Annotated in this window: 19 protein-coding genes; 7 read left to right on the top strand and 12 right to left on the bottom strand. The window is 72.2% G+C overall.

Annotation, left to right across the window (positions count from 1 at the left end):
- Positions 1 to 17: 17 nt before the first annotated feature.
- Both E6R60_RS03075 and E6R60_RS03070 read left to right on the top strand, forming a co-directional pair.
- A complete protein-coding gene (locus E6R60_RS03075) occupies positions 18 to 845 on the top strand; it encodes a hypothetical protein (RefSeq protein ID WP_136324778.1) in 828 nt (275 codons plus the stop codon).
- Positions 846 to 900: 55 nt separating this feature from the next.
- Positions 901 to 2,973 carry an MDR family MFS transporter gene (locus E6R60_RS03070; protein ID WP_136324777.1) on the top strand — a complete coding sequence of 691 codons (2,073 nt, stop codon included), beginning with the start codon at positions 901 to 903 and terminating at the stop codon, positions 2,971 to 2,973.
- Between the two features lie 78 nt (positions 2,974 to 3,051).
- On the opposite strand, the gene E6R60_RS03065 is transcribed toward E6R60_RS03070, so the two are convergent.
- Complete coding sequence (locus tag E6R60_RS03065) at positions 3,052 to 3,492, bottom strand: YchJ family metal-binding protein (RefSeq protein ID WP_136324776.1); 441 nt, start codon at positions 3,490 to 3,492, stop codon at positions 3,052 to 3,054.
- A 127-nt stretch (positions 3,493 to 3,619) separates the two neighbouring features.
- Here E6R60_RS03065 and E6R60_RS03060 point away from each other — a divergent pair, with 127 nt between their 5' ends.
- Positions 3,620 to 5,107, top strand: a complete 1,488-nt coding sequence (locus E6R60_RS03060) for a membrane-associated oxidoreductase (protein WP_136324775.1) — start codon at positions 3,620 to 3,622, stop codon at positions 5,105 to 5,107.
- 16 nt (positions 5,108 to 5,123) lie between these two features.
- On the opposite strand, the gene E6R60_RS03055 is transcribed toward E6R60_RS03060, so the two are convergent.
- The 3 genes from E6R60_RS03055 to E6R60_RS03045 all read right to left on the bottom strand — a co-directional run bounded on the left by E6R60_RS03055 (position 5,124) and on the right by E6R60_RS03045 (position 7,111).
- Entirely contained in the window at positions 5,124 to 5,930 is an 807-nt protein-coding gene (locus E6R60_RS03055; RefSeq protein ID WP_136324774.1) for an SAM-dependent methyltransferase, read from the bottom strand.
- An 81-nt stretch (positions 5,931 to 6,011) separates the two neighbouring features.
- Positions 6,012 to 6,251, bottom strand: coding sequence for a DUF397 domain-containing protein (locus E6R60_RS03050; RefSeq protein WP_136324773.1), 240 nt, complete (start codon positions 6,249 to 6,251; stop codon positions 6,012 to 6,014).
- Complete coding sequence (locus tag E6R60_RS03045) at positions 6,251 to 7,111, bottom strand: helix-turn-helix transcriptional regulator (protein WP_136324772.1); 861 nt, start codon at positions 7,109 to 7,111, stop codon at positions 6,251 to 6,253. Before E6R60_RS03045 ends, E6R60_RS03050 begins: the two co-directional genes overlap by 1 nt.
- 205 nt (positions 7,112 to 7,316) lie before the next feature.
- Between E6R60_RS03045 and E6R60_RS03040 the strand changes: the two genes are divergently transcribed.
- The 4 genes from E6R60_RS03040 to E6R60_RS37915 all read left to right on the top strand — a co-directional run bounded on the left by E6R60_RS03040 (position 7,317) and on the right by E6R60_RS37915 (position 12,006).
- On the top strand, positions 7,317 to 7,775 hold the full coding sequence (locus E6R60_RS03040; protein WP_136324771.1) for an ATP-binding protein: 459 nt from the start codon (positions 7,317 to 7,319) through the stop codon (positions 7,773 to 7,775).
- Entirely contained in the window at positions 7,769 to 8,209 is a 441-nt protein-coding gene (locus E6R60_RS03035; protein WP_136324770.1) for a hypothetical protein, read from the top strand. Before E6R60_RS03040 ends, E6R60_RS03035 begins: the two co-directional genes overlap by 7 nt.
- Positions 8,210 to 8,395: 186 nt before the next feature.
- Positions 8,396 to 9,418: a WGR domain-containing protein gene (locus E6R60_RS37155; RefSeq protein ID WP_240802367.1), complete on the top strand. Its 1,023-nt coding sequence runs from the start codon at positions 8,396 to 8,398 to the stop codon at positions 9,416 to 9,418.
- Between the two features lie 86 nt (positions 9,419 to 9,504).
- A complete protein-coding gene (locus E6R60_RS37915) occupies positions 9,505 to 12,006 on the top strand; it encodes a DUF4132 domain-containing protein (protein ID WP_346766058.1) in 2,502 nt (833 codons plus the stop codon).
- 14 nt (positions 12,007 to 12,020) lie between these two features.
- Here E6R60_RS37915 and E6R60_RS03020 read toward each other — a convergent pair whose 3' ends face one another.
- From E6R60_RS03020 to E6R60_RS02985, 8 genes are all read right to left on the bottom strand, one after another.
- Positions 12,021 to 13,361, bottom strand: a complete 1,341-nt coding sequence (locus E6R60_RS03020; RefSeq protein ID WP_136324769.1) for a 6-phospho-beta-glucosidase — start codon at positions 13,359 to 13,361, stop codon at positions 12,021 to 12,023.
- Between the two features lie 84 nt (positions 13,362 to 13,445).
- Entirely contained in the window at positions 13,446 to 15,023 is a 1,578-nt protein-coding gene (locus E6R60_RS03015; protein ID WP_136324768.1) for a cytochrome P450, read from the bottom strand.
- A gap of 90 nt (positions 15,024 to 15,113) precedes the next feature.
- The gene (locus E6R60_RS03010) at positions 15,114 to 15,728 is read right to left on the bottom strand and encodes an ATP/GTP-binding protein (RefSeq protein ID WP_136324767.1); all 615 of its coding nucleotides are present in this window, start codon (positions 15,726 to 15,728) and stop codon (positions 15,114 to 15,116) included.
- Positions 15,709 to 16,080 carry a DUF742 domain-containing protein gene (locus E6R60_RS03005; protein ID WP_136324766.1) on the bottom strand — a complete coding sequence of 124 codons (372 nt, stop codon included), beginning with the start codon at positions 16,078 to 16,080 and terminating at the stop codon, positions 15,709 to 15,711. The genes E6R60_RS03010 and E6R60_RS03005 overlap by 20 nt, the downstream gene beginning before the upstream one ends.
- Positions 16,077 to 16,484: a roadblock/LC7 domain-containing protein gene (locus E6R60_RS03000; RefSeq protein WP_136324765.1), complete on the bottom strand. Its 408-nt coding sequence runs from the start codon at positions 16,482 to 16,484 to the stop codon at positions 16,077 to 16,079. Before E6R60_RS03000 ends, E6R60_RS03005 begins: the two co-directional genes overlap by 4 nt.
- Positions 16,481 to 18,076 (bottom strand): ATP-binding protein, encoded by a 1,596-nt coding sequence (locus E6R60_RS02995; RefSeq protein WP_136324764.1) that lies wholly within the window; start codon positions 18,074 to 18,076, stop codon positions 16,481 to 16,483. The genes E6R60_RS03000 and E6R60_RS02995 overlap by 4 nt, the downstream gene beginning before the upstream one ends.
- 520 nt (positions 18,077 to 18,596) lie before the next feature.
- A complete protein-coding gene (locus E6R60_RS02990; protein WP_136324763.1) occupies positions 18,597 to 19,103 on the bottom strand; it encodes a MarR family transcriptional regulator in 507 nt (168 codons plus the stop codon).
- Positions 19,100 to 20,809, bottom strand: a complete 1,710-nt coding sequence (locus tag E6R60_RS02985; RefSeq protein ID WP_136324762.1) for an FUSC family protein — start codon at positions 20,807 to 20,809, stop codon at positions 19,100 to 19,102. The genes E6R60_RS02990 and E6R60_RS02985 overlap by 4 nt, the downstream gene beginning before the upstream one ends.
- Positions 20,810 to 21,056 lie beyond the last annotated feature (247 nt).

Raw genomic sequence — 21,056 nt, 5'->3', positions numbered from 1 at the left:
CACCCCCTGGGGGAAACTTGCCCGCCGGCCTCCGCCCGTCCGTTCTCTTCGTCACCGATCTCGCCTACGAGGCCCGCGGGCGCCGCTACTGCGACGAGGACATCCACCTGACGTCGCGGTTGCGCGAGGACTTCGACGTCGCTCTCTGTCATCCGCGCGACGCCGCCGCGCTGCTGGAGGGCTTCGACGCCGTCGTCGTACGCAACAGCGGTCCGGTGCTGCACTACCGGGAGGCGTACGACGCGTTCCGCGCACGGGCCCGGGAGCTGGGTACGCGGGTGTACAACCCGCTGACCGGCCGTGGCGACATGGCGGGCAAGCAGTACCTCGTCGATCTGAGCCGGGCCGGGTATCCGGTGATCCCCACGGTGGACCGGGCGGCGGATCTGGGGCTGCTGCCCGAGGCCGCGGGCTATGTCGTCAAACCGAAGCTCGGCGCGGACTCGGCCGGGCTGCGGTTCCTCCCCACCCCGGTACTGCCTCCCGAGGCGGACGGTACACAGCTGGTCCAGCCGCGGATCGACTTCCGCTACGAGGTGTCGTTCTACTTCGTCGACCACGACTTCCAGTACGCGCTGTACGCGCCGCACACGGACCGGCGCTGGGTGCTGGAGCCGTACGAGGCGAGTGCGGCGGACCTGGCGTTCGCACGGTCGTTCGTCGAGTGGAACACTCTCGCCCACGGCATCCAGCGGGTCGACGCGTGCCGGACCGCCGAGGGCGGTCTCCTGCTCGTCGAGTTGGAGGACCTCAATCCGTACCTCTCGCTGGACCGGGTGGCCGAGCCCGTGCGGGAGGCTTTCATCGCCCGGACCAAGGCGTCGCTGAAGGATCTGCTGGGCTGACACGTCCGGCCGTTCCCCGCATGCGTGGCACCTGGCGCGGTGTGAGGGTGCAAAGGTGACCACCGCCAGCGAGACCGCCCCCGCCGCGCAGGTTGCCGGCGCACCGCCTCTGCTCGATCCGCGCCGCCGGAACATCGTCTTCGCGACGATCGTGCTGGGCATTCTGCTGGCCGCCCTCGACCAGACGATCGTGGGCACCGCGCTGCCCACGATCGTCTCGGACCTCGGGGGCGCCGCCCATATGTCGTGGGTGGTCACGGCCTACCTCCTCGCGGAGACCGTGGCGACGGTCCTGGTCGGCAAGTTCGGCGACCTGTTCGGCCGGAAGATCGTCTTCCAGCTCTCGGCGGTCATCTTCATCACCGGTTCGTTCCTGTGCGGTCTGGCGACCAACATGACGCTGCTGATCGTGTGGCGCGGTCTGCAGGGCATCGGCGCGGGCGGTCTGATGGTCACGTCGATGGCGCTGATCGCCGATGTGATCCCGCTGCGCGACCGCGGCAAGTACCAGGGTGCGATCGGCGCCGTCTTCGGCGTGTCGACCGTCATCGGTCCTCTGCTCGGCGGTCTCTTCACGGACCACCTGACCTGGCGCTGGGCCTTCTACGTCAACGTGCCGATCGCCATCGTGGTGGTCATCGCGGCGGCCCGCACGATTCCGTCCGTGAAGGCGGCGGGGCGGCCGGTCATCGACTATCCGGGCATCGCGCTGGTCACGGTCGGGGCGAGCGCGCTGATCCTGGCGACGAGCTGGGGCGGCAACGAGTACGCCTGGGGCTCCGCCGTCATCATCGGCCTGTTCGCATTCGGCCTGGTGGCTCTGGCCCTCTTCTGCCTCGTCGAGTTCCGGGCGAAGGAGCCGATGCTGCCGATGCGGCTGTTCGGGAATCCGGTCTTCACCGTCTGCTCGATCCTCAGCTTCATCGTCGGCTTCGCGATGCTGGGCGCGATGATCTACCTGCCGACCTATCTGCAGTACGTGGACGGGGACTCGGCGACACTCTCCGGGGTCCGGACGCTGCCGATGGTCATCGGCCTGCTGGCCGCCTCGGTCTTCAGCGGCAACGTGGTCAGCAAGACCGGCCGTTACCGGATCTTCCCCATCGTGGGTTCGCTGGTCATGGCGGTCGGACTGTTCCTGCTGTCCCGGATGGGCCCGGACAGCGGGGTGTGGCGGGAGTCGCTGTACATGCTGGTGCTCGGCGTCGGCATCGGGCTGTGCATGCAGGTGCTGACGATCGCGGTGCAGAACACCGTCGACTACGCGGACCTGGGGACGGCGACCTCGGGCGTGACGTTCTTCCGGACGCTCGGCAGCTCGTTCGGCACGGCCGTCTTCGGGACGATCTACGCCAACTCGCTCGGCCCGAACCTCGAGAAGGGGGTCGCGGCAGCGGCGCGGGCGGGCGGTGATCCCGCGGTCCTCGCGAAGGCGTCCCAGAGTCCGCAGGCGCTGCACGCCCTTCCGGACGCGCAGTCGGCGCCACTGGCCCAGGCCTACGCCGACACCCTGCACACCGTGTTCCTGTGGACGGTGCCGGTCGCCGTGCTCGGCTTCGTCGTGGCGCTGTTCCTGAAGCAGGTGGAGCTGCGGGACACGGTACGGGCCGGCTCGACCGACATGGGTGAGGGGTTCGCCTCACCGAGCGCCGGGGACTCGGCCCGGCTGCTGGAGTTCTCGGTGGCCAAGGTGCTGCGGCGGGTGGACCCGGACACGGCCCGGCGGATCGTGGCCTCGTCCGACACCCGGCTCGACATGGCGGGAGCCTGGGCGGTGATGCAGGTCGAGCTGTTCACGCGGATGGTCGGCCATGCGGGGCTCCGGCTGATCGCCGCCCGGCACCGGATTCCGCCGGAGGTCCTGGTGCCCGTCTTCGACCGGATGATCGAGGAGGGCTATCTCACCGGGGACGGGCATCTGTTCACCCACACCGCGGCGGGCAGCCGGGAGGCCGGGACGATCGCCGACGCGTGGTCCCACTGGCTCACCGAGCAGCTGGGCGACCAGCGGGAGCAGGCGGACGACGCCCGGCTGCGCGCGGCCGTCGATGTGATCGCCAAGCGGCTGCTGGCGGAGGACCTGACCCAGGAGCTCTCCCCGACGGCCCCGGCGGGCTCGCCGGCCTGAAGGCCGTCCAGCCCGCCCGGCCGGGAACCGGCAGCCGCCCATGACTGCGGAGCGCCGGCCGGCCACGGCTGCGGAGCCTCAGTCGGCGAAGACGCCTGACTCGTACACCCACCCGCCCTCATGCCGGACGAAGCGGCTCTTCTCGTGCAGCGAGTCGCGGTGGCCGCCGGCCGAGTAGTGCGCGCGGAAGGTGACCGTGCCCGTGGTGTGGAAGGCGGTGCCCTCCGTCGTCTCCAGGATCTCCAGCCCCAGCCAGCGCTGTCCGGGATCGAGGTCGAGGACGTCGGGCCGGTGGTCCGGGTGCCAGGTGCGCAGCAGGTACGCCGAGTCCCGGACGGCGAACGCGGTGTACCGCGAGCGCATCAGCGCCTCGCACGTCGGCGCCGGCGCCCCCGCGTGGAACCGCCCGCAGCACTCCGCGTACGGGGCGGGCAGCCCGCAGGGGCAGGGCGAGGCCGCGGTGACCTCGGGGGCGGGGGCGGCGGAGGGGCGCCGGGGGCGTGCGGTGCGTCGGGACATGGATCCATTGTGACCCGCTGCGGTGACTGATCCGTGCGGCGCAGGCCGGGCGCGCGCCGGGAGTCCGAAGGGCCGGGCGCCGAGGCCGGGTTGACTTCCCCCGGGCCCACGGGTCAGAGTCCCGCCGATGGAGATCACCGAGCTGACCGCCGCCGAACGCCGCGTCTGGGATGCCTTCCCCCGCGGTGACACCGTCGACTTCCGCACCGGGGACGAGGCGGCGGACGATCCGGAGGCCGCCGACGGCTGGGGCGGCGAACGGCGGGTGCGCGGCGAGGTGCTGCGCGCGCTGCTCGCCCTCAGCCCGCAGGAGGACGGAGAGATAGCGGCGCTGCGGGTGATCGGCGCACGCGTCACGGGCACCCTGAACCTGCGGTTCGCGACCGTCGCCTGCGCCGTGACCCTGCACAGCTGCCACTTCGAGCAGGCGCCCCAGCTGTACGGGGCGGCGATGAGGCAGCTCAATCTGAGCGATTCGGTGCTGCCGGGGCTGGCCGCCGCCACCCTCAGGGTCGACGGTGTGCTCCGGATCAGCGGCTGCCGGATCCCCGGCCCGGTCGAGCTGGGCGGCTCGAAGATCACCCAGGCCCTGTTCGGTGACCGGGCGAGGATAGGCGTGAACGCGGACGGCTCCACCGCGTTCAACCGGACGCCGGTACTCCAGCTGAACCACACCATCATCGAGGACGATCTGTGGCTGCCCGGCCTCGTCGTGCACGGCGAGCTCCGGCTGGACGGCGCGAGCGTGTCCGGTCAGGTCCGGCTCGACGACGCCGAGCTGACCCATCCGGGGGCCACCGCTCTGCAGGCGGAGACCCTCACCGCCGGGACCGACCTGCACGCGATGCGGATCCGGATCCAGGGACGCGCCAACATGCGCGGCATGCGCATTCCCGGGCAGCTGAACCTCTCGTACGCCCGGCTCTCCAACCCCGGCGGAGTGGCGCTCCGCGCGAGCAGCTGCACCGTCGGCGAGTTCTGGCTGCGGGCGGCCGCTCCCGTACAGGGCACCGTGAATCTGCGTCGCACCCAGATCGATCTCATCCACGCCGAGCCGGCCGTGTGGCCGCGGGAGGTGCGGCTCGACGGGCTGAGCTACACCGCCCTGCTGCCGGCCCTGCCCGCCGGGCAGAGGCTGCCCCTGCTCGAGAGGGAGGGCGACGGGTACACGCCGTACGCCTACGAACAGTTGACGACGTCCTACCGGCGGATCGGCGACGACAGCGCGGCGCGCACCGTCCTCCTCGCCAAGCAGCGCCGCCACCGCGGCACCCTGCCCGTATACGCCCGGGTCTGGGGATACCTCCAGGACGTCACGGTCGGGTACGGCTACCGTCCGGTCCGGGCGGCCGCCTGGCTCGTGTCGCTGCTGCTGACCGGCACGCTGACGTACGCGCTGCACGAACCGATCCCGCTCAAGGCGGACGAACACCCCCCGTTCAACGCGCTCTTCTACACCCTGGACCTGCTCCTGCCCCTTGTCGACTTCGGGCAGGAGAAGTCGTTCAACCCGCAGGGCTGGTACCAGTGGCTGTCGTACGCGCTGATCGTCACGGGCTGGCTGCTCGCGACGACGATCGCGGCGGGCATCAGCCGTTCGGTCAGCAGGCAGTAGCGACGCCCGTCCCCGCTCAGGCCTTGCGGGCCACGCCCGCGTACCCCGGGATCGGCTCGTCGCCCGGGACGTCGATGACCTCGCCGAGCTCGGGGTGCCAGTCGGCGGAGAGCGAGACGCCGGGATCGACGAGTTCGAGGCCGTGGAAGAAGGCGGAGAGCTCGGCGTGGCTGCGGGGGCGCAGGGTCATGCCGCGGGCCTTGTAGAGGGCGGCTGCCCGGGCCGCGCCCTCCGGGTCGAAGTCGCCGGTGGTCTGCGAGAGGACGAGGTAGCTGCCGGGCGCGAGCTGGTCGACCAGACGGTCCACCAGCTCGGCGGCGCCGTCCTCGTCGTCCAGGAAGTGCAGCAGCGCCAGCATGGACAGGGCGATCGGCCGGTCGAAGTCGAGCACCTTGCCGGCCGCTTCGAGGATGACCTCGGGCCTGCGGGCGTCGGCCTGGATGTACTCGGTGGCGCCCTCGGGAGTGGAGCGCAGCAGGGCCGCCGCGTGGGCGAGGACGATCGGGTCGTTGTCGCAGTAGACGATGCGGGCGTCCGGCGTGGTCCGCTGGGCGATCTGGTGGAGGTTGGGCTCGGTCGGAATCCCGGTGCCGATGTCGAGGAACTGCCGGATGCCGTTCTCCGCGAGCCAGCGTGTGGCTCGGTGCATGAACGCCCGGTTGACGCGCGCCATGTCACGGCCGCGCGCGTCCACGGCCAGCAGCTGCCGGGCCATCTGTTCGTCGACCGGATAGTTGTCCTTGCCCCCGAGGAACCAGTCGTACATCCGCGCGGGATGCGGCTTGCTGGTGTCGATCTCGACGGGGGGCTCGTGCCCGGTCATGGCGCGCTCCTTGGTTCCGTGGGTCGGCGGACAGAGGACTGCATCGGTGCGCGACGACCGGGAACCGTCCGCGCGGAGGGGTCAGGTCAGGAGGAAGTCCGCCTGGCCCGCCTTGGCGCCCTGGATGAAGGCGGCGATCTCGCGGTGGGAGTAGATGAGGGCCGGACCGTCGGGGTCGGCGGACTGGCGCATGGCGATTCTTCCGTCGGAGAGCTTCATCGCCTCGACGCAGTTGCCGCCGTTGCCACCGCTCCACGGCTTGTACCAGCCTTCGGAGCCGAGGTCGGCGGCCGGCATGCCGTTGTATATGGGTGGTGTCATCACAGCTCCTTGCGGAAGTCCCGGAGGATTTCCTTCGTGCGTTGTGCAGTCGCGGCCTGGGCCGCCATACGGTCCATGACCTCGAGGTAGGAGGCCACCTCGGGGCGCGCGTCGAAGTAGACGGCCCCGGTCAGGTATTCGCTGTAGACCATGTCGGGAAGTTCGGGGACGGCGAAGCGGAAGAGGACGAAGGGCCCGTAGGTGCCCGGGTGATGGCCGGTCGAGAACTCGGCGACCTGCAGGGTCACGTTGGGCATCTCGGTCGCTTCCAGCAGCCGGTCGGTCTGGGCGCGCATGGCGTCGGGACTGCCGACCGGGCGCCGCAGCACGGTCTCGTCCATCACGACCCACAGTTTCGGGGCGTCCGGCCGGGTGAGCAGGGACTGCCGCTCCATCCGCAGGGCCACATGGCGTTCGATGTCCTCGGGCCTGGTCTGGCCGACGGCTCCGGTGCGCATGACGGAGCGCGCGTAGTCCTCGGTCTGCAGCAGTCCGGGGATGAAGTGCGGCTCGTACATGCGCAGGAGGCTCGCGGCGCCCTCCAGACTGACGTACATGCTGAACCAGTCGGGAAGCACGTCGTGGAAGCGCTGCCACCAGCCCGGCTTGTTGGCCTCCTCGGTGAGATCGACGAAGGCGTCGGTCTCCTCCTCGGCGACGCCGTAGGCCTTCAGGAGCGACTGCACGTAAGGGATCTTGAGAGCGACCTCGGCGGTCTCCATCCTGCGGATCGTCGCCGGGGCGACGCGGAGCACCTTGGCTGCCTGGTCCCGGCTCAGGCCGACACGCTCCCGCAGATCCTGCAGGCGCTTGCCCAGAACGACCTGACCCACGGTCGGGGCGGACCGCGGTTCGCTCACTTCAGACCTCCCCATGCGCTGTTTGCCAGCAGTGTGCCATGCGCACCCCACCAAGAACACAGCCACTCTGAAATTTTCAGAGTGCCCCTTGCCAAGTGTTCACGACAGGGGGAGAGTTGGTGAGTGAACCAGTTCACTCGTCATGCCCGCCCTTTTTCAGGAAGATCGCGAAGCGTGACACAGCCCCCACTGTGAGGATTCGGTCGTGGCACCTGGCAGTGCGCTCATCCCCCGGCTCATGGATCTCAGCCCCGGGACCGAAGCGCTCCGGTACTGCTTCGCGCTGCCCGCGCAACCCGAGTCGGTCGCCGGCGCCCGGCGGCTGACGCGGGCCAGGCTGGACGAGTGGCGGCTGGGCGACGACACCTACGACGCCGCGGTCCTCATCGTGTCCGAACTGGTCACCAACGCGGTGGTGCACACCGCCAGCGCCCGCGTCGTCTGCGAGCTGAGCTGCCTCGGCCCCCGGCTGCGCATAGCCGTGCAGGACCAGGGGCACCAACCCGGCGGGCCGCGTCTGGGCGCCGGCTCCGACGACGAGCACGGACGTGGTCTGCTGCTCGTCGACGCGATGTGCAGCGCCTGGGGCTCCCGCGACGCCGGGAACGGCTCGGGCCGCATCGTCTGGGCGGAGCTGCCGCACGGCTCGGGGCGCTCATGCTGAAGAACGCCATGTCCCACCTGCTGGGAGCCAGGCGCTCCCGCGAACCCGGCTGCGTCCCCGCCGGAGGCATGGTGCAGCTGCCCGTGCCGGCGTCCCTCTCGGCGAGCCTCGGCTGTGACGCGGTGGGGGTGCCCGCGCGCTACGGCTTCCGGCTGATGTCTCATCTGCCGCGGACGGGCTGCGTCTTCGCGGACGCCGAGCGCTGGTGGTGGATCGTGCCGTCCGGCTCCGACCTCGATCTGGACTGGCCCTCGCAGGCCGCCTACGCGCGAGGGGCCTGCGTCCCGGCGGTGCGGCCCCGGCTGATCCACCAGCCCGACAGCCGAACGCCCTACACCCCGCCCATCCCCCTCTTCCTGATGGTCTGCCAGGTGACGGGAGTGGCCCCTTCGTGGGCGCCCGCGGGCGGACCACGCGTCGTCTCCGCTCCCTGAGACCCGTTCCCCTGTACGTGGTGGGGCGGGCGCCTGACGCCGCCCCCGGCCCCGCTCACCTGCTCACGCGCCGGCGTTCCTGACCTCGGTCACGCTGCGTTGTCAGTGGTCGGTCCTACTGTGGAACCACTGATCGGGAAGCCCGTGGCAGTACGGGGCGAACGGGTGTGAAAGGGGGGCCGGCCTGTGCGTCGCTGGGAGTACGTCGAGGGCGGTGCGTCGAAGTTCTGGGAGACCGGTTCGGACGAGGCCGTGGTGACGGTGCGCTACGGACGCTGCGGGAGCGAGGGACGTACGCAGACAAAGGAGTACGGCTCCGCGGAGGCGGCGGACGCGCAGGTGGCGAAGTCGATCGCGGAGAAGGAGCGCAAGGGATACCGCGAGGTGGGGGCCCCGGCGCCGTCGGGAGGCGGTACGGACGCCGCGGGCAGGGCGCAGCCGGGCGGGGCGGCCGGGGACCCGGCGGCCCCGCCCGACGAGGACACCTTCGTGATGCCGGCCGGCTGGCGGCGTCTCCTCCACCCCCGGCGGGGCGGAGTGGCGCGTACACCCGCCCGCGCCCAGAAGGCTCAGTTGGACGCCGTCGAGGCGCGTACGGCCGAGGAGAAGGCGTGGATCCAGCGGTTCCTGGACGCGCCGGCCAGCGACGCGGGGCTCGTGGAGCTGACGCGACTGCACCTCGCGGGCAGTCCCTCACCGGCCGGAGCGGCGGCCGTCGCCGCGATCGTCGGGCTGGTCTCGCCGCCTGCGGGGGCCTGGGCCGACAGTTGGGTGCGGCTCGGCGGACTGCCGTTCGCGGCCCGGGCGGCGGTGGAACTGTTCCTCACCGAAGCCCACTGGACGCAGTACGGCGGAAGGCGTGAAGACCCCTGGCTGGAACCGCGCAGGCACGTCCCTCAGGCCTACTGGACGCGGTCGTGCCGTCCGGCCGCCGACCGGGTGCGGATGCTGCTCGCCGCCGCCGACGAGGAGACCTACCGGGCCACGGTCGAGGTCTGTCCCGCTGCCGGACCGACGCCTACCGCAAGATCATCACGGCCTACATGGCGCCGAGCGAGACCGACTGGGTCGACGGGCTCTGCACGGATCCCGAAGTCACCGCGGAGCGGGACGACACCGTCCTCTCCCTGGTGTTCTGTGCGCTCAACTCCCCGGACCAGGCCCGGTCCTTCGTCCACCGGCCCACCCTCAGTCACAGCGCCGCCCTGATCGCGACAGCGGCCGAGGGGATCGGCACAGCCGTCGCCCCGCTCATCGGCAAGGACCTGAGCGGCCCCTACGCCTCCGCGGACCGCATGAAGCAGGGCGCCAACGCCCTGGTGGAGCTCCCGACCGACGAGGCGTTCCTCCTCCTGCTGGGCCACGCGGACGACAAGCGCGTCCGTCCCGCTCTCCTGGAGGCGATGCACCGCTATCCCGTCCGGGCGCTGCGGCTGCTCGCGGCAGACGTCCGCGACCACGCGGGGAGGGCATCCAGCGTCTCGGGCCAGCTGCTGACGGCGCACATCGCCGCCCACCGCACGCGCGTGGAGAGGGCCCTGCCGACGCTCGACGGCGACCTGGCGAAAATCGTCCAACCGCTCCTCTGCCCGGCTGACCGGCTCGCCGACGCACCGGCCGATGCCCTGCCGGCCGTGCTGACGGCTCCGCCGTGGACCCGGCAGCGGAGCACGACGGGGCCCACGGTCCTGACCGGCCTGACGGCCGGCGGTGAGCCCGTGGTGGAGTGGATGCCCGGCGAACGGGAGCAGTGGGCCGCCTCCATCAGCTGGTACACCCGCCGCCACGACACCGGCGACTGGCAGCAGGACATCGACGCGCTGCGCCACGGCCTCGACACGTGCACCCTGCGGCCGGCACGGATCTACGTCCACGGGCCCGAGGACCTGGTCACGCCCCTGCTCGCCAGCTGGGACCCGACCGACCTGTGGGACGGCTACGACACGCTGAAGCCGGTCGCCGCCCGCTTCGGACTCACCGCGCTCCCGCTGCTGCTGCGTGTCGTTCCCCGGCAACCGGGCTCCCTCGCGCGGTTGCTCCTGCCCTTCGTCGACGAGTCCGTCGCCCGGCACATGGCCGACTGGGAGGTGCGGCTCAAGTCGGCGGCGCCCGTCGCCCGTTCCTGGTTCGAGCGGCACGGCGTCCGGGCCGCCCCGTTGCTGGTGCCCGACGCCGTCGGCAAGGCCGGCAGGGCGCGGCGCGCCGCCGAGCAGGCCCTGCTCCGGATCGCCGCGGTGCACGGCGACGCCGTCGTGCGCGGCGCCGCCGAGTCGTACGGCCCTCAGGCGGCGAAGGCGGTCGCCGGCCTGCTGTCGGCCGACCCGCTGGAGCGGGCCCTGCCCGCCGTCATGCCGACGGTGCCGGGGTGGGCGGATCCGTCGCTTCTGCCGCAGATCGCCGTCACTTCGGGTGGCGCCCTGCCCCCGGACGCGGTGCGCCACGTCCTGACCATGCTCGCGATGTCCGGGCCCGGTGAGCCGTATCCGGGTCTCGTGGAGGTCACGGGGACCGCGGACGCCTCGTCGCTGGCCGCGTTCGCCTGGGCTCTCTTCGAGCAGTGGCGGCTCGCCTCCATGCCCGCCAAGGAGGCGTGGGTGCTGTCCGCGCTGGGCCTGCTGGGCGACGACGGGACGGTACGCCGGCTGGCGCCGGTGATCCGGGCCTGGCCGGGAGAGGGCGCCCACCACCGCGCGGTCGAGGGCCTCGACGTGCTGGCGGCGATCGGCAGTGATGTCGCGCTCCTGCATCTGCACGGCATCTCCCAGCAGGTGAGGTTCAAGGCCCTGAAGGCCAGGGCCACGGAGAAGATCACCGAGGTCGCCTCGGGTCTCGGGCTCACCGGCGAGCAGCTCTCCGACCGGCTGGTGCCGGACCTCGGCCTGGACGCGGACGGTTCCACGGTCGTCGACTACGGCACCCGGACGTTCACGGTGGGCTTCGACGAGCAGCTGCGGCCGTACGTCCTGGAGAGCGACGGCAAGCGACGCAAGGACCTGCCGAAGCCGGGCGCGCGGGACGACGCCGAGCTGGCCGCTGCGGAGCGCAAGCGGTTCATGGGCCTGAAGAAGGACGTGCGGACCGTCGCCTCCGACCAGGTGCGCCGCCTGGAGGCCGCGATGGTGGGGGGCCGGTCGTGGACGGCGCAGGAGTTCGGCGAACTGTTCGTCGGCCATCCGCTGCTGGGGCACCTGGTGCGGCGCCTGGTGTGGCTGAGCGAGGCGGACGGGGAGAGCACCGCGTTCCGGGTGGCGGCGGACCGGACGTTCGCCGATGCCGAGGACCGGACCTTCGCACTCCCCCGGGGAGCGGCCGTGCGCCTGGCCCATCCCCTGCACCTGGGCGAGGAACTGGTCACCTGGTCGGAGGTGTTCGCGGACCACGAGGTCCTGCAGCCCTTCCCCCAGCTGGGGCGCGCCGTGTTCGCACTGACCGAGGAGGAGGCCGGCCACCACCGCCTGACCCGCTTCGAGGGCCTCAAGGTACCGACGGGCCGGGTCCTCGGCCTGGAGCGGCGTGGCTGGCAGCGCGGGGCGCCTCAGGACGCGGGCGTGGAGCGCTGGATCTCCAAGCCCCTCGGCGACGACCGCTGCCTGGTGATCGCGCTGGACACGGGCATCGCGGTCGGCGCCGTCGACATGTTCCCCGACCAGACCCTGGAGACCGTCTGGCTCGACACCCGGCCCCACGACTACTGGCCGGGCCGGGGCCGCGCACTGCGCCTCGGCGCGCTGGACGCGGTCACCGCCTCCGAGCTGCTCGCCGATCTGGCCGGTCTCGCCGAGGGCGCCGTGTCATGAACCGGGCCCGCCCCTCATCGCAGGTACGACAGCCCCGGGTGCGCCTTCGTGTAGCCGTCGACCAGCCGCCGGGCCACCGAGACGGAGTCCACCAGCGGGTGCAGGGCGAAGGCGCGCACGGCGTCGGTGCGCGAGCCGCTCGCCGCCGCCTCGAGCACCGCGCGTTCGACGGCCTTCACCGCGGTGACCAGGCCGACGGCGTGGTACGGAAGCGGGTCGACGGCGACCGGGCGGGCGCCGTTCGCGTCGACCAGGCAGGGCGCCTCGATGACGGCGTCGGCGTCGAGCACCGAAAGGGTGGTGCGGTTGCGGACGTTGAGGATCAGGGACGTCTGCTCGTTCCGGGCGACGGCCCGCATGAGGGCGAGCGCCACCTGTTCGTAGCCGCCGGAGTCGAGGTCGCTCTCATCCCTCTCCCCCGCCCCCGCGACGTCCCGGTTCTCCGACATGTACGTCGCCTCGCGCTCGGCGCGCGTGCGGTCCCAGGTGGCCAGCGCCGGCGTGGCGGGGTCCTTCATCCGGCCGTAGAAGCCCTCCTGCTGTTCGCGGAGGAAGGCGCCGCGGGTCTGCTCGGCGTCCCGGTAGGCGCGGACCGCTTCCCGGTTGAAGTAGTAGTAGTGCAGGTATTCGTTGGGGATCGCGCCCAGGGAGCGCAGCCAGTCGGCGCCGAAGAGCCGGCCCTCCTCGAACGAGCCGAGCAGCTCCGGGTCGGCGAGCAGGCGGGGGAGCTCGTCGCGGCCCTCGACGTACAGTCCGCGCACCCAGCCGAGGTGGTTGAGGCCGACGTAGTCGATGCGGGCCCGGCCGGGGTCGGCGCCGAGCACACGGGCGATGCGCCGGCCGAGGCCGACGGGCGAGTCGCAGATCCCGATGACACGGTCGCCCAGATGGTGGGACATGGCCTCGGTGACCAGGCCCGCCGGGTTCGTGAAGTTGATGACCCAGGCGTGCGGGGCCAGGCGGGCGATGCGGCGGGCCAGGTCGACGGCGACCGGCACGGTGCGCAGCCCGTAGGCGATTCCGCCGGCGCCCACCGTCTCCTGGCCGAGGACGCCCTCGTCGAGTGCCACCCGTTCGTCCGCGGCGCGGCCCGCGAGGCCGCCGACCCGGATCGCCGAGAAGACGAAGTCGGCGCCGCGCAGCGCCTCGTCCAGGTCCGTGGTGGCGACGACGGTGGGCGCGTCCGGGATTCCTTCTGCCTGCTCGGTGAGGACCCGGGCCACGGCGGTGAGCCGGTCGGCGTCGGTGTCATAGAGGGTGACGGCCGAGACACGGCCCTCGGCGTGGTCGGCGAGCAGCGCCCCGTACACCAGGGGAACCCGGAATCCGCCGCCGCCCAGAATTGTCAGCTTCACGCTTCCGCATGGTACGTGGGTGGCGGAACGGGGCGCGGACGACCGGCCGGTGGGCCTGGACGCCCGCGCCCCGCGGACCTGCGGTCAGTAGCCGTTCCACCAGCGGGTCACGACGCGCCACAACCGGGCCGGGGCCGCGGGCCGGCGCTGCTGCGGGATCATCCCGGCCGGGGAGCCCTCGCCGGCCCGGCCGTCGACGGTGCCGTCGACGGCGACGGTCACCCCCGCGGGGGCCGCTCCCGCCGCCGTGGCGGCCGGCTCCGACGGGGCGGGAGCGCGTACCGGCGTCGGCGCCATGTGCCGGACGGCGGACTGCACCTCCCAGTCCTGGCGCGCCGGGTTCGGCTTGCCCATGGAGGGGGGTTCCCGGTCGTCCTGCGGGGAGCGCGGCGCGAACTCGGCGGGGAGCTCCACCAGATGGCGCCCCATGAGGTTGCCGACCCAGCGCAGTTCACTCTCGTCGACGGCGAGTTCGAGGTCGGGCAGGCGCATCAGCAGGGCGTCGACGCCCACGTCCGCGATGGCGCGGCCGATGTCCTGGCCCGGGCATTCGTGGGGTCCGCCGCTGAACGCGAGGTGGGCGCGGTTGCCCTCCATGTTGGCGTCGAGGTCCGGACGTACCAGCGGGTCGGTGTTCGCCGGGGCGATGCCGACGATCAGCGCGTCGCCCGCCTTGATGCGCTGCCCGCCCAGTTCCGTGTCGCCGACCGCCCAGCGGCCGAAGACGGCGGTGAACGGCGGTTCGTCCCACAGCGTCTGCTCGACCGCCTCGGGAACGGTCATGTGCCCGCCACTGAGCCGGGCCCGGAAGCGCGGATCGGTGAGCACCATGCGCAGCACGTTGGCGATCAGGTTGGTGGTCGCCTCGTAGGACGCGATCAGGATGAGCCGCAGATGCTCGGCCACCTCCTTGTCGTTCATGGCGGCGGGGTGCTCGACGAGCCAGGTGGCGAAGTCGTCCGCGGGTTCGCGGCGGCGCCGTTCCACGAGCCGGTTCAGCGCGGCCAGCACGTAGGCGTTGCTCTCGACGGCGGTCGCGGTGCCCCGGGTCATGTCGCGGGCGGCCTGCACCATCCGGTCGTTGTACTCCTCCGGCATGCCGAGGATGGCGCACATCACCATCATGGGCAGCCGTTCGGCGAAGGCGCCGACCAGGTCGGTGCGGCCCTCCCGGCAGAAGTCGTTGACGAGCCGGTTGCTGTAGCGGTTGACGTGACGCCGCACGCCGCGGGTGTCGATCCGGGCCATCGAGTCGGTGACGGCGCCGCGCTGACGCTCGTGGGTGGCCCCGTCGGCGAAGACACAGATCGGCTGCCAGGTGAAGATGGGCGCCAGGGGGTGGTCCGGCGCGACGCTGCCGTCCTGCAGGGCGCGCCAGCGGCGCGAGTCACGGGAGAACTGCGAGGGCGTCCGGGTCATGTGCAGGTTCTCGCTGTGCCCGAGGACCAGCCAGGCGGGTACGTCACCGTGCAGCAGCACGGGCGCCACAGTGCCGTGCTCGGCGCGCAGTTTGTCGTACAGGCCGTGGGGGTCCTGTTCCGCCTCGGGGCCGTACAGCCGTCGCACGCCTCCGGGGCCGGTGCCGAGGCCGTGGGCCGGGCACTCGGGGGGCGGAACCGGCCCCCGGGCCTCGCCGGGTTCGTAGTGGAATGGGGTTGTCACGATCGCTCCAGGGATCAGGCTGCCAAGGGCCGGACGGGTGGGGTACGCGATGGGGGCGCGAATCGGGTGCGGGCGGCGCGTGCGGGCGCGTCAGCCGAGCGGGACGGCCAGGCTGTGCAGGTAGCGCATCAGGGTCATCAGCACATCGCGGCTGGACGCGCGCAGCCGGGCGTCGCAGTCGATCATCGGGACCTCGTCCGGCAGGTCCAGGGCGCTGCGCAGCGCCTCGACGGGGTGCTTCGGGGCGTCGGGGAAGGTGTTGACGGCGACGACGAACGGCACGCCGCGCTCCTCCAGCCGGCCGATGACGTCGAAGCTGACTTCGAGCCGGCGGGTGTCGATGAGTACGACGGCGCCGAGGGCGCCCTCGAACAGCCCGTTCCACAGGAACCAGAAGCGCTCCTGGCCGGGGGTGCCGAACAGGTAGAGGATCAGTTCCTCGCTGATGCTGATCCGGCCGAAGTCCATGGCGACGGTGGTGGCGGTCTTGCTCTCCACGCCGAAGTTGTCGTCCACGCCGACGCCGGCCTGGGTCATGGTCTCTTCGGTGGTCAGTGGCCGGATCTCGCTGACCGAGCCCACCATGGTCGTCTTGCCGACCCCGAACCCTCCGACGATCACGACCTTCACCGCGGCGGTGGCCGTGGTGGGCAGGACGTCCTCGCTCCGGGGGCCCGTGATCGTGTCAGAGTTTCTGAAGTCCATGCATCACCGCTTCGAGGAGGGACCTGTCCGGGAGGGTCGCGCGGACGATCGGCGCGCGCGATTCGATCAGTTCCGTGGCGAGGAGTTCGGTGAGGAGCGAGGTCACCACGCTGAAGGGCAGGCTGAGGTAGGCGGAGATCTCGGCGACGGATAACGGGGCCTGGCAGAGCCGCAGGATCACGGCCTGCTCGGGCTGGACCGTCGGTGTCGGCTGCGACTTCGAGACCACCATCGTGACCAGGTCGAGCGCTGCCCGCTCGCTGCCGTCGGGATCGCCGGTGATGACGTAGAGCCGTTCCGGATCGCTCAGTGCCGGATCGGCCTTGCGGCGTTCTCGTCGGGAAGAACTCATCCGGCCTGCCCGTCGTGTCGGGGCGGGCTCGTGAGGTGGGCGCCGATCCGTACGACCATGTCGCGCATCCGTGCTCCGACGAGCCCCGCGTCGACCGTCTCACCGGCGAGTACCGCCAGGTACGCCCCGGTCCCGGCGGCCATGAGATAGAAGAACCCGCCGGTGACCTCGATGACGACAAGCCGCATCTTGCCGTCGCTGTAGGGGATTTCCGAGGCGACGGCGGCGGCCAGGCTCTGCAGCCCGGCGCAGGCGGCCGCGAGCCGGTCGGCGACGTCGGGGTCGCCTCCGTGCCGGGCGATGCGCAGGCCGTCCGCGGAGAGCACGACGATCTGATGGATGTCGGGGACGTCGTCGGCGAGCTCTTTGAGCATCCAGTCCATGTTGCCCCGTTGCTGGATCACTTCAGGTCTCCCTTGTCCCACGGGTCGTCAGAGTCTTCGTCCGTCCTGGGCTCCTGAGGCACGCCGTTGGCGGCCTTGGTGAACGCCTCCAGCCAGATCCCGGGAGGCGGCTCCGTGCCGTTGGCCCGGCCGTTGCCGTTGCTCCGGCCGGCGCCGTCGGTGGACTGGGCGGGGAGGTTGTGCGAACCCAGCGGCGCGCGGCCGCGACTGCGGCGCTGCGGGAGTCCGCCCGCGGTCCACTCGGTCACCACGGGAGCGTCGTCCTGCATGGCGACCGCGGGCGTGGCGGGGCGGGTCTCGGGTGCGACCGGTCCGGTCGCCGGGCGGGAGGCGACGGGCCGCGGCTTGCGGTGGGTGCTGCGGGCCGGGACGACGTGCTTCATGTCCGCGAGGTCGATGTCGCTGGTGGGCCGCGACGTGGCGCCGATGCCGTGGGCGATGCCGGGCGCGGGTCCGGTGGTGATCATGGCGCGGGGCACGATGAGCACGGCGCGGACGCCGCCGTACGCGGACTGGCGCAGCGAGACCTGGAGGTCGTACATCCGCGAGAGCCGGCCGACGACCGCCATGCCGAGGCGGGGCGACTCACCGAGGTCGTTCATGCTGGAGCCGGCCTGGGCCCTGGCGAGCATGTTCTCGGCCCGGGCACGGGCCTCCTCGCTGAGGCTGACGCCGCCGTCCTCGATCTCGATGGCGATGCCGGTCTGGACCTCCACGGCGGTGACGTGCACGCGGGTCTGCGGCGGCGAGTAGCGGGTGGCGTTGTCGAGGAGTTCGGCGCAGGCGTGGATGAGCGGTTCGACGGCGGTGCCGATGATGGCGACCTTGGCGATCGAGTGCAGATCGACGCGCGGGTATTCCAGGATGCGGGACATGGCGCCGCGCAGCACGCTGAACAGGGGCACGGGCTTGGGCCACTGACGGCTGGGGCGGGCGCCGCCGAGCACGGCGATGGAGTCGGCGAGCCGGCCGATCAGCGCGGTGCCGTGGTCGATGCGCAGGAGGTCGTCGAAGACGTCGGGGTTGCGCCCGTGGTGCTCCTCCATCTCCCGCAGTTCGCTGGCCTGCCGGTGGACGATCGCCTGGACGCGGCGGGCGACGTTGACGAAGGCGCGCTGCGCGGAGTCACGCGTCGCCTCCTCGTTGTCGATGATGTCCAGCACGGTGTAGACGAGGGAGCGCTGGGCGTCCGGGAGATGGCGGTAGACCTCGTCGGCGTCGACGACGTCCCGCAGCACCTCGTCGGGTGAATTGCCCACGCGCAGCCGGTGGATCGCCGCGGGAAGGAGCTCCTTGCTGATGCGCGTGGTCTCTTCGTCATGGCTGGCGATGCGCCGCTCCAGCGCGGTGACGCGCTGCTCGTAATGGGCGCGCTGGCGCCGGATCGTGCGGGCGCGGCGGGCGAGTTCGGCGGTGAGCACGGCGACCACGGCGGTGGCGAAGGCGCCGTACCAGATGAGTGGTATCCGCGCGGGCTCGGCAACCAGGGCCACGGCGGCCGCGGTTGCGCCGGCCATCGCGACGACGGGCAGCAACACGGTGCGAAGGACGGGGGTTTCTCGGTCGATCGGTGGTGATTCAACACGAACCATCTAAAACCTCTGGCGGTTGATTCGGGAGGTAATCGGGAGCTACGGCACTTGCAGGGCAGGAGGGAACAAGCGCTCGAATTCATATCAACTCGACTTCACTGCGCGTGAGCTTAGTCAGATCGAAACAGTGCTTCGGCACATTCGCCCAACCCTCTGCGCGAGGGCTCCGGCGGTAATACACTCACGAGTTTTTGCACACACCGCCAACAGTCGTGCGCGAGGAGTGACGACCGAACGGCGTGCGGGCCCCTTGCGTCAGGCTGTGCTCCCGCACGAATCAGAGGTCACCGGCTCCGCCTTCATCGGCCGGCCCCGGCCCCGGCCCGCACGGCGGTACGGCCCCTCACCGCTCCGCTCGGCCGCGGAGCGGCCCGTCGCCTCCCTCGGAGAGGGGCATGGGCACATGCGATCGAAGCGACCCGAAAGAAGGAGATACATGGCGGCGGGCCGGCGGCGGACCCGGGGCACGGGGGCGGCCGCGGCCCTCGGACCGGCTGCGCGCCCGGGCAGCCCGGCCGGGTCAGCGGGGGCCGCCGCCGAGGCGGCCCTCCAACTGGAGGAGCAGTTCGCTGAGCTGTGCGCTGAGCCGGTCGCGGGATTCCGCGTCGAGACCGGAGAGCACCGCGCGTTCGTACGCGAGCTGCTGCGGGAGCAGCCCGTCGACCAGCTCCCGCCCCTCGCCGGTGAGGCCGACGTGCGCGACCCGGCGGTCCCGGGCGTCGCTGCGACGGGCGATCAGCCCGCGCTCCTGGAGGACGCGGAGCCGTTTGGTGACGGCGGCGCCGGAGGAGAACGTCTCCCTGGCCAGGTCGCCCGGAGTGAGTTCACGGTCCGTGCGCCGCAGGGCGCCCAGCAGGTCGAACTCCGCACGGGTCAGTCCGGCGCCCCGCAGCGGTGCGTCCTCGGCCTGCTGGAGCAGGGCGGAGCAGCGGTTGATGCGGCCGATGAGCTCCATCGGCCCGGTGTCGAGTTCCGGGTTCACGGCCCGCCACTGCCGTACCACCGAGGCGACGATGTCGTCGGTCACACCGCTCCGTTCTCCCGGGCCGGGGCGGTCATCCCCTGCCGTGCTGTCGCTGTCGCTGTCGCTGCGAGCGTACGGTGTCCGGCCTGCTCGGCCGCGAGTACGGCCTCCTGCGGCACGGCGCGCTGCCACCATTCTCCGGCCGCGGCGTCGTCCGCCTCCCGCAGTTCGACCAGCGATCCGGCGAGCCTGCGGCGGGCCGCGTCCAGCGCCGCGGCGGTGGGCGCGGGGGCGGCCAGCGTCTGCACCGCGGCGGCCCGGGCCCGCTCCGCGTCGGCGAGGGCCTTCTCGACGCGGCCGGCGGCCCGGCGGTTGGTGACGAGCACCGCGGCGAGGAAACCGACGCCGGCCCCGATGACGGTGTCCAGGACCCGGTCGCCCATGAGTTCACCCGCCGGGTGGCGGCCCGCGTACTCCAGGACCAGCAGAGCCATCGGGGTGACGGCCACGGAGCCGAGCCAGTAGTTGCGCGTGATCAGTGCCTCGGCGGCGAAGGCGAAGAGGAGGCAGAAGCCGATCAGGGCCAGCGGGTGCATCCGGGCGGCGGGGAGGACGGCGGCGAAGACCAGGACGCCGAGCAGGTTGCCGAGGGTGCGCTGGAGCGCGCGGTTCCAGGAGAGCGTGACGTTGGCCTGGTAGAGGGAGGCGGCGGTCACGATCGCCCAGTAGGGGCGGCCGACGCCGAGGGCCGAGCAGAGATACCCGGCCAGGGCGCAGCCGACGAGCGTGCGGGCCGCGACCGGCAGCAGTGGGGAGCCGGGGGCGAGGCGGTGCAGCAGGGCGCGTACGGCCCCGTCGCGGAGGGCAGGGCGCCGGGCCGCGCGTTCGGCGTCGACGCCGAGGAGTTCGGCAGCCGTTCCGGGGGCGGGCGCCGGTGTGGGAACCGGGCCGCGGGCGCGGGTCCGACGGGCCCAGTCGCGGAGCCGGTCGGCGTCGGCGTCCCCGGCGGTGTCGCCCGCGCGCGTGGCGAGTGCGGTCTCGGCGTGGACGACGAGGCGTTCCAGTGCGGTGCGCACGGGGGTGGGGCGTCCGGCGGCGAGGAGGGTCTGCCAGGCCGCGTGCACGGCGGCGACCGCGGCGCGGCGGGTGCGGTGTCCCGGCTCGGCGGCGTACCCGGCGGCGGCGTCCAGGGCGCGGGCCGTGGCGCGGCGCTCGGGCCCTTCCCGGCGGACCAGCGCGGGGGCGACGCCGACGAGCCAGGACACCGCGCCCGCGCCGAGGGTCAGCGCCAGGTGGCCCGGCACCTGACCGATCTCCTGCGGAGCGAAGAGGGCGGCGGAGCTGACGAACGTGAAGATCACCGGCCCCGGCGGGCCGATACGGGTGGCATCGCAGAGCAGCTTCTGGCCGGCGGCCAGGAGAGCGCCGACGCCGATCAGGACCGCGGTCGAACCGGTCAGCGAGGCCGCCACCAGGGCGACGGCCAGACCGGCGATCATCCCGAGGATCACCCCGACGACGGTCCGGGCGCGCCGTGCGTACGGCAGGTTGTGGCCGTACAGCGCACAGAGCGAGCCCGCCATCGTGTACATCACGAGGTCGAGGCGGCCCACGGAGTAGAGCACCAGATTGGGGATCGCCGTGGCGACCACCACGCTGGTCGCCGGCTTGAACCACATGTCCGAGGGCCGGGCCAGGCGCAGCGGGGCCGCGAGCGGGATTCCGCGGACGGAGGGGGACTTCCGGGACCGGATGCTTGTATGACTCACCTAGATACCTTAACAGGTATTACACATGTGAACTATCTACCCATGCGTACCCGCCCTGCGCCGATGCGCGGGCCCGAGGGCTGGTCACGGCGCTTCGGCCACCCCGTTCAGCCGGGCCGGCAAGACGGCGCCCGCCCCTCCCGCCCACGGAGGATCCCGAACGAAGTCCACCGCAGCGGTGCCGGGCGGCCGGAAGGCAGAAATCGCCGTCCGAGATGCCGCCGCACCCGCTGCCGTACACCGCCCT

The sequence above is a fragment of the Streptomyces sp. A0642 genome (genome assembly GCF_004795105.1).
Taxonomy (GTDB): Bacteria; Actinomycetota; Actinomycetes; order Streptomycetales; family Streptomycetaceae; genus Streptomyces.
This window is presented reverse-complemented; position numbering and strand designations above follow the sequence as displayed.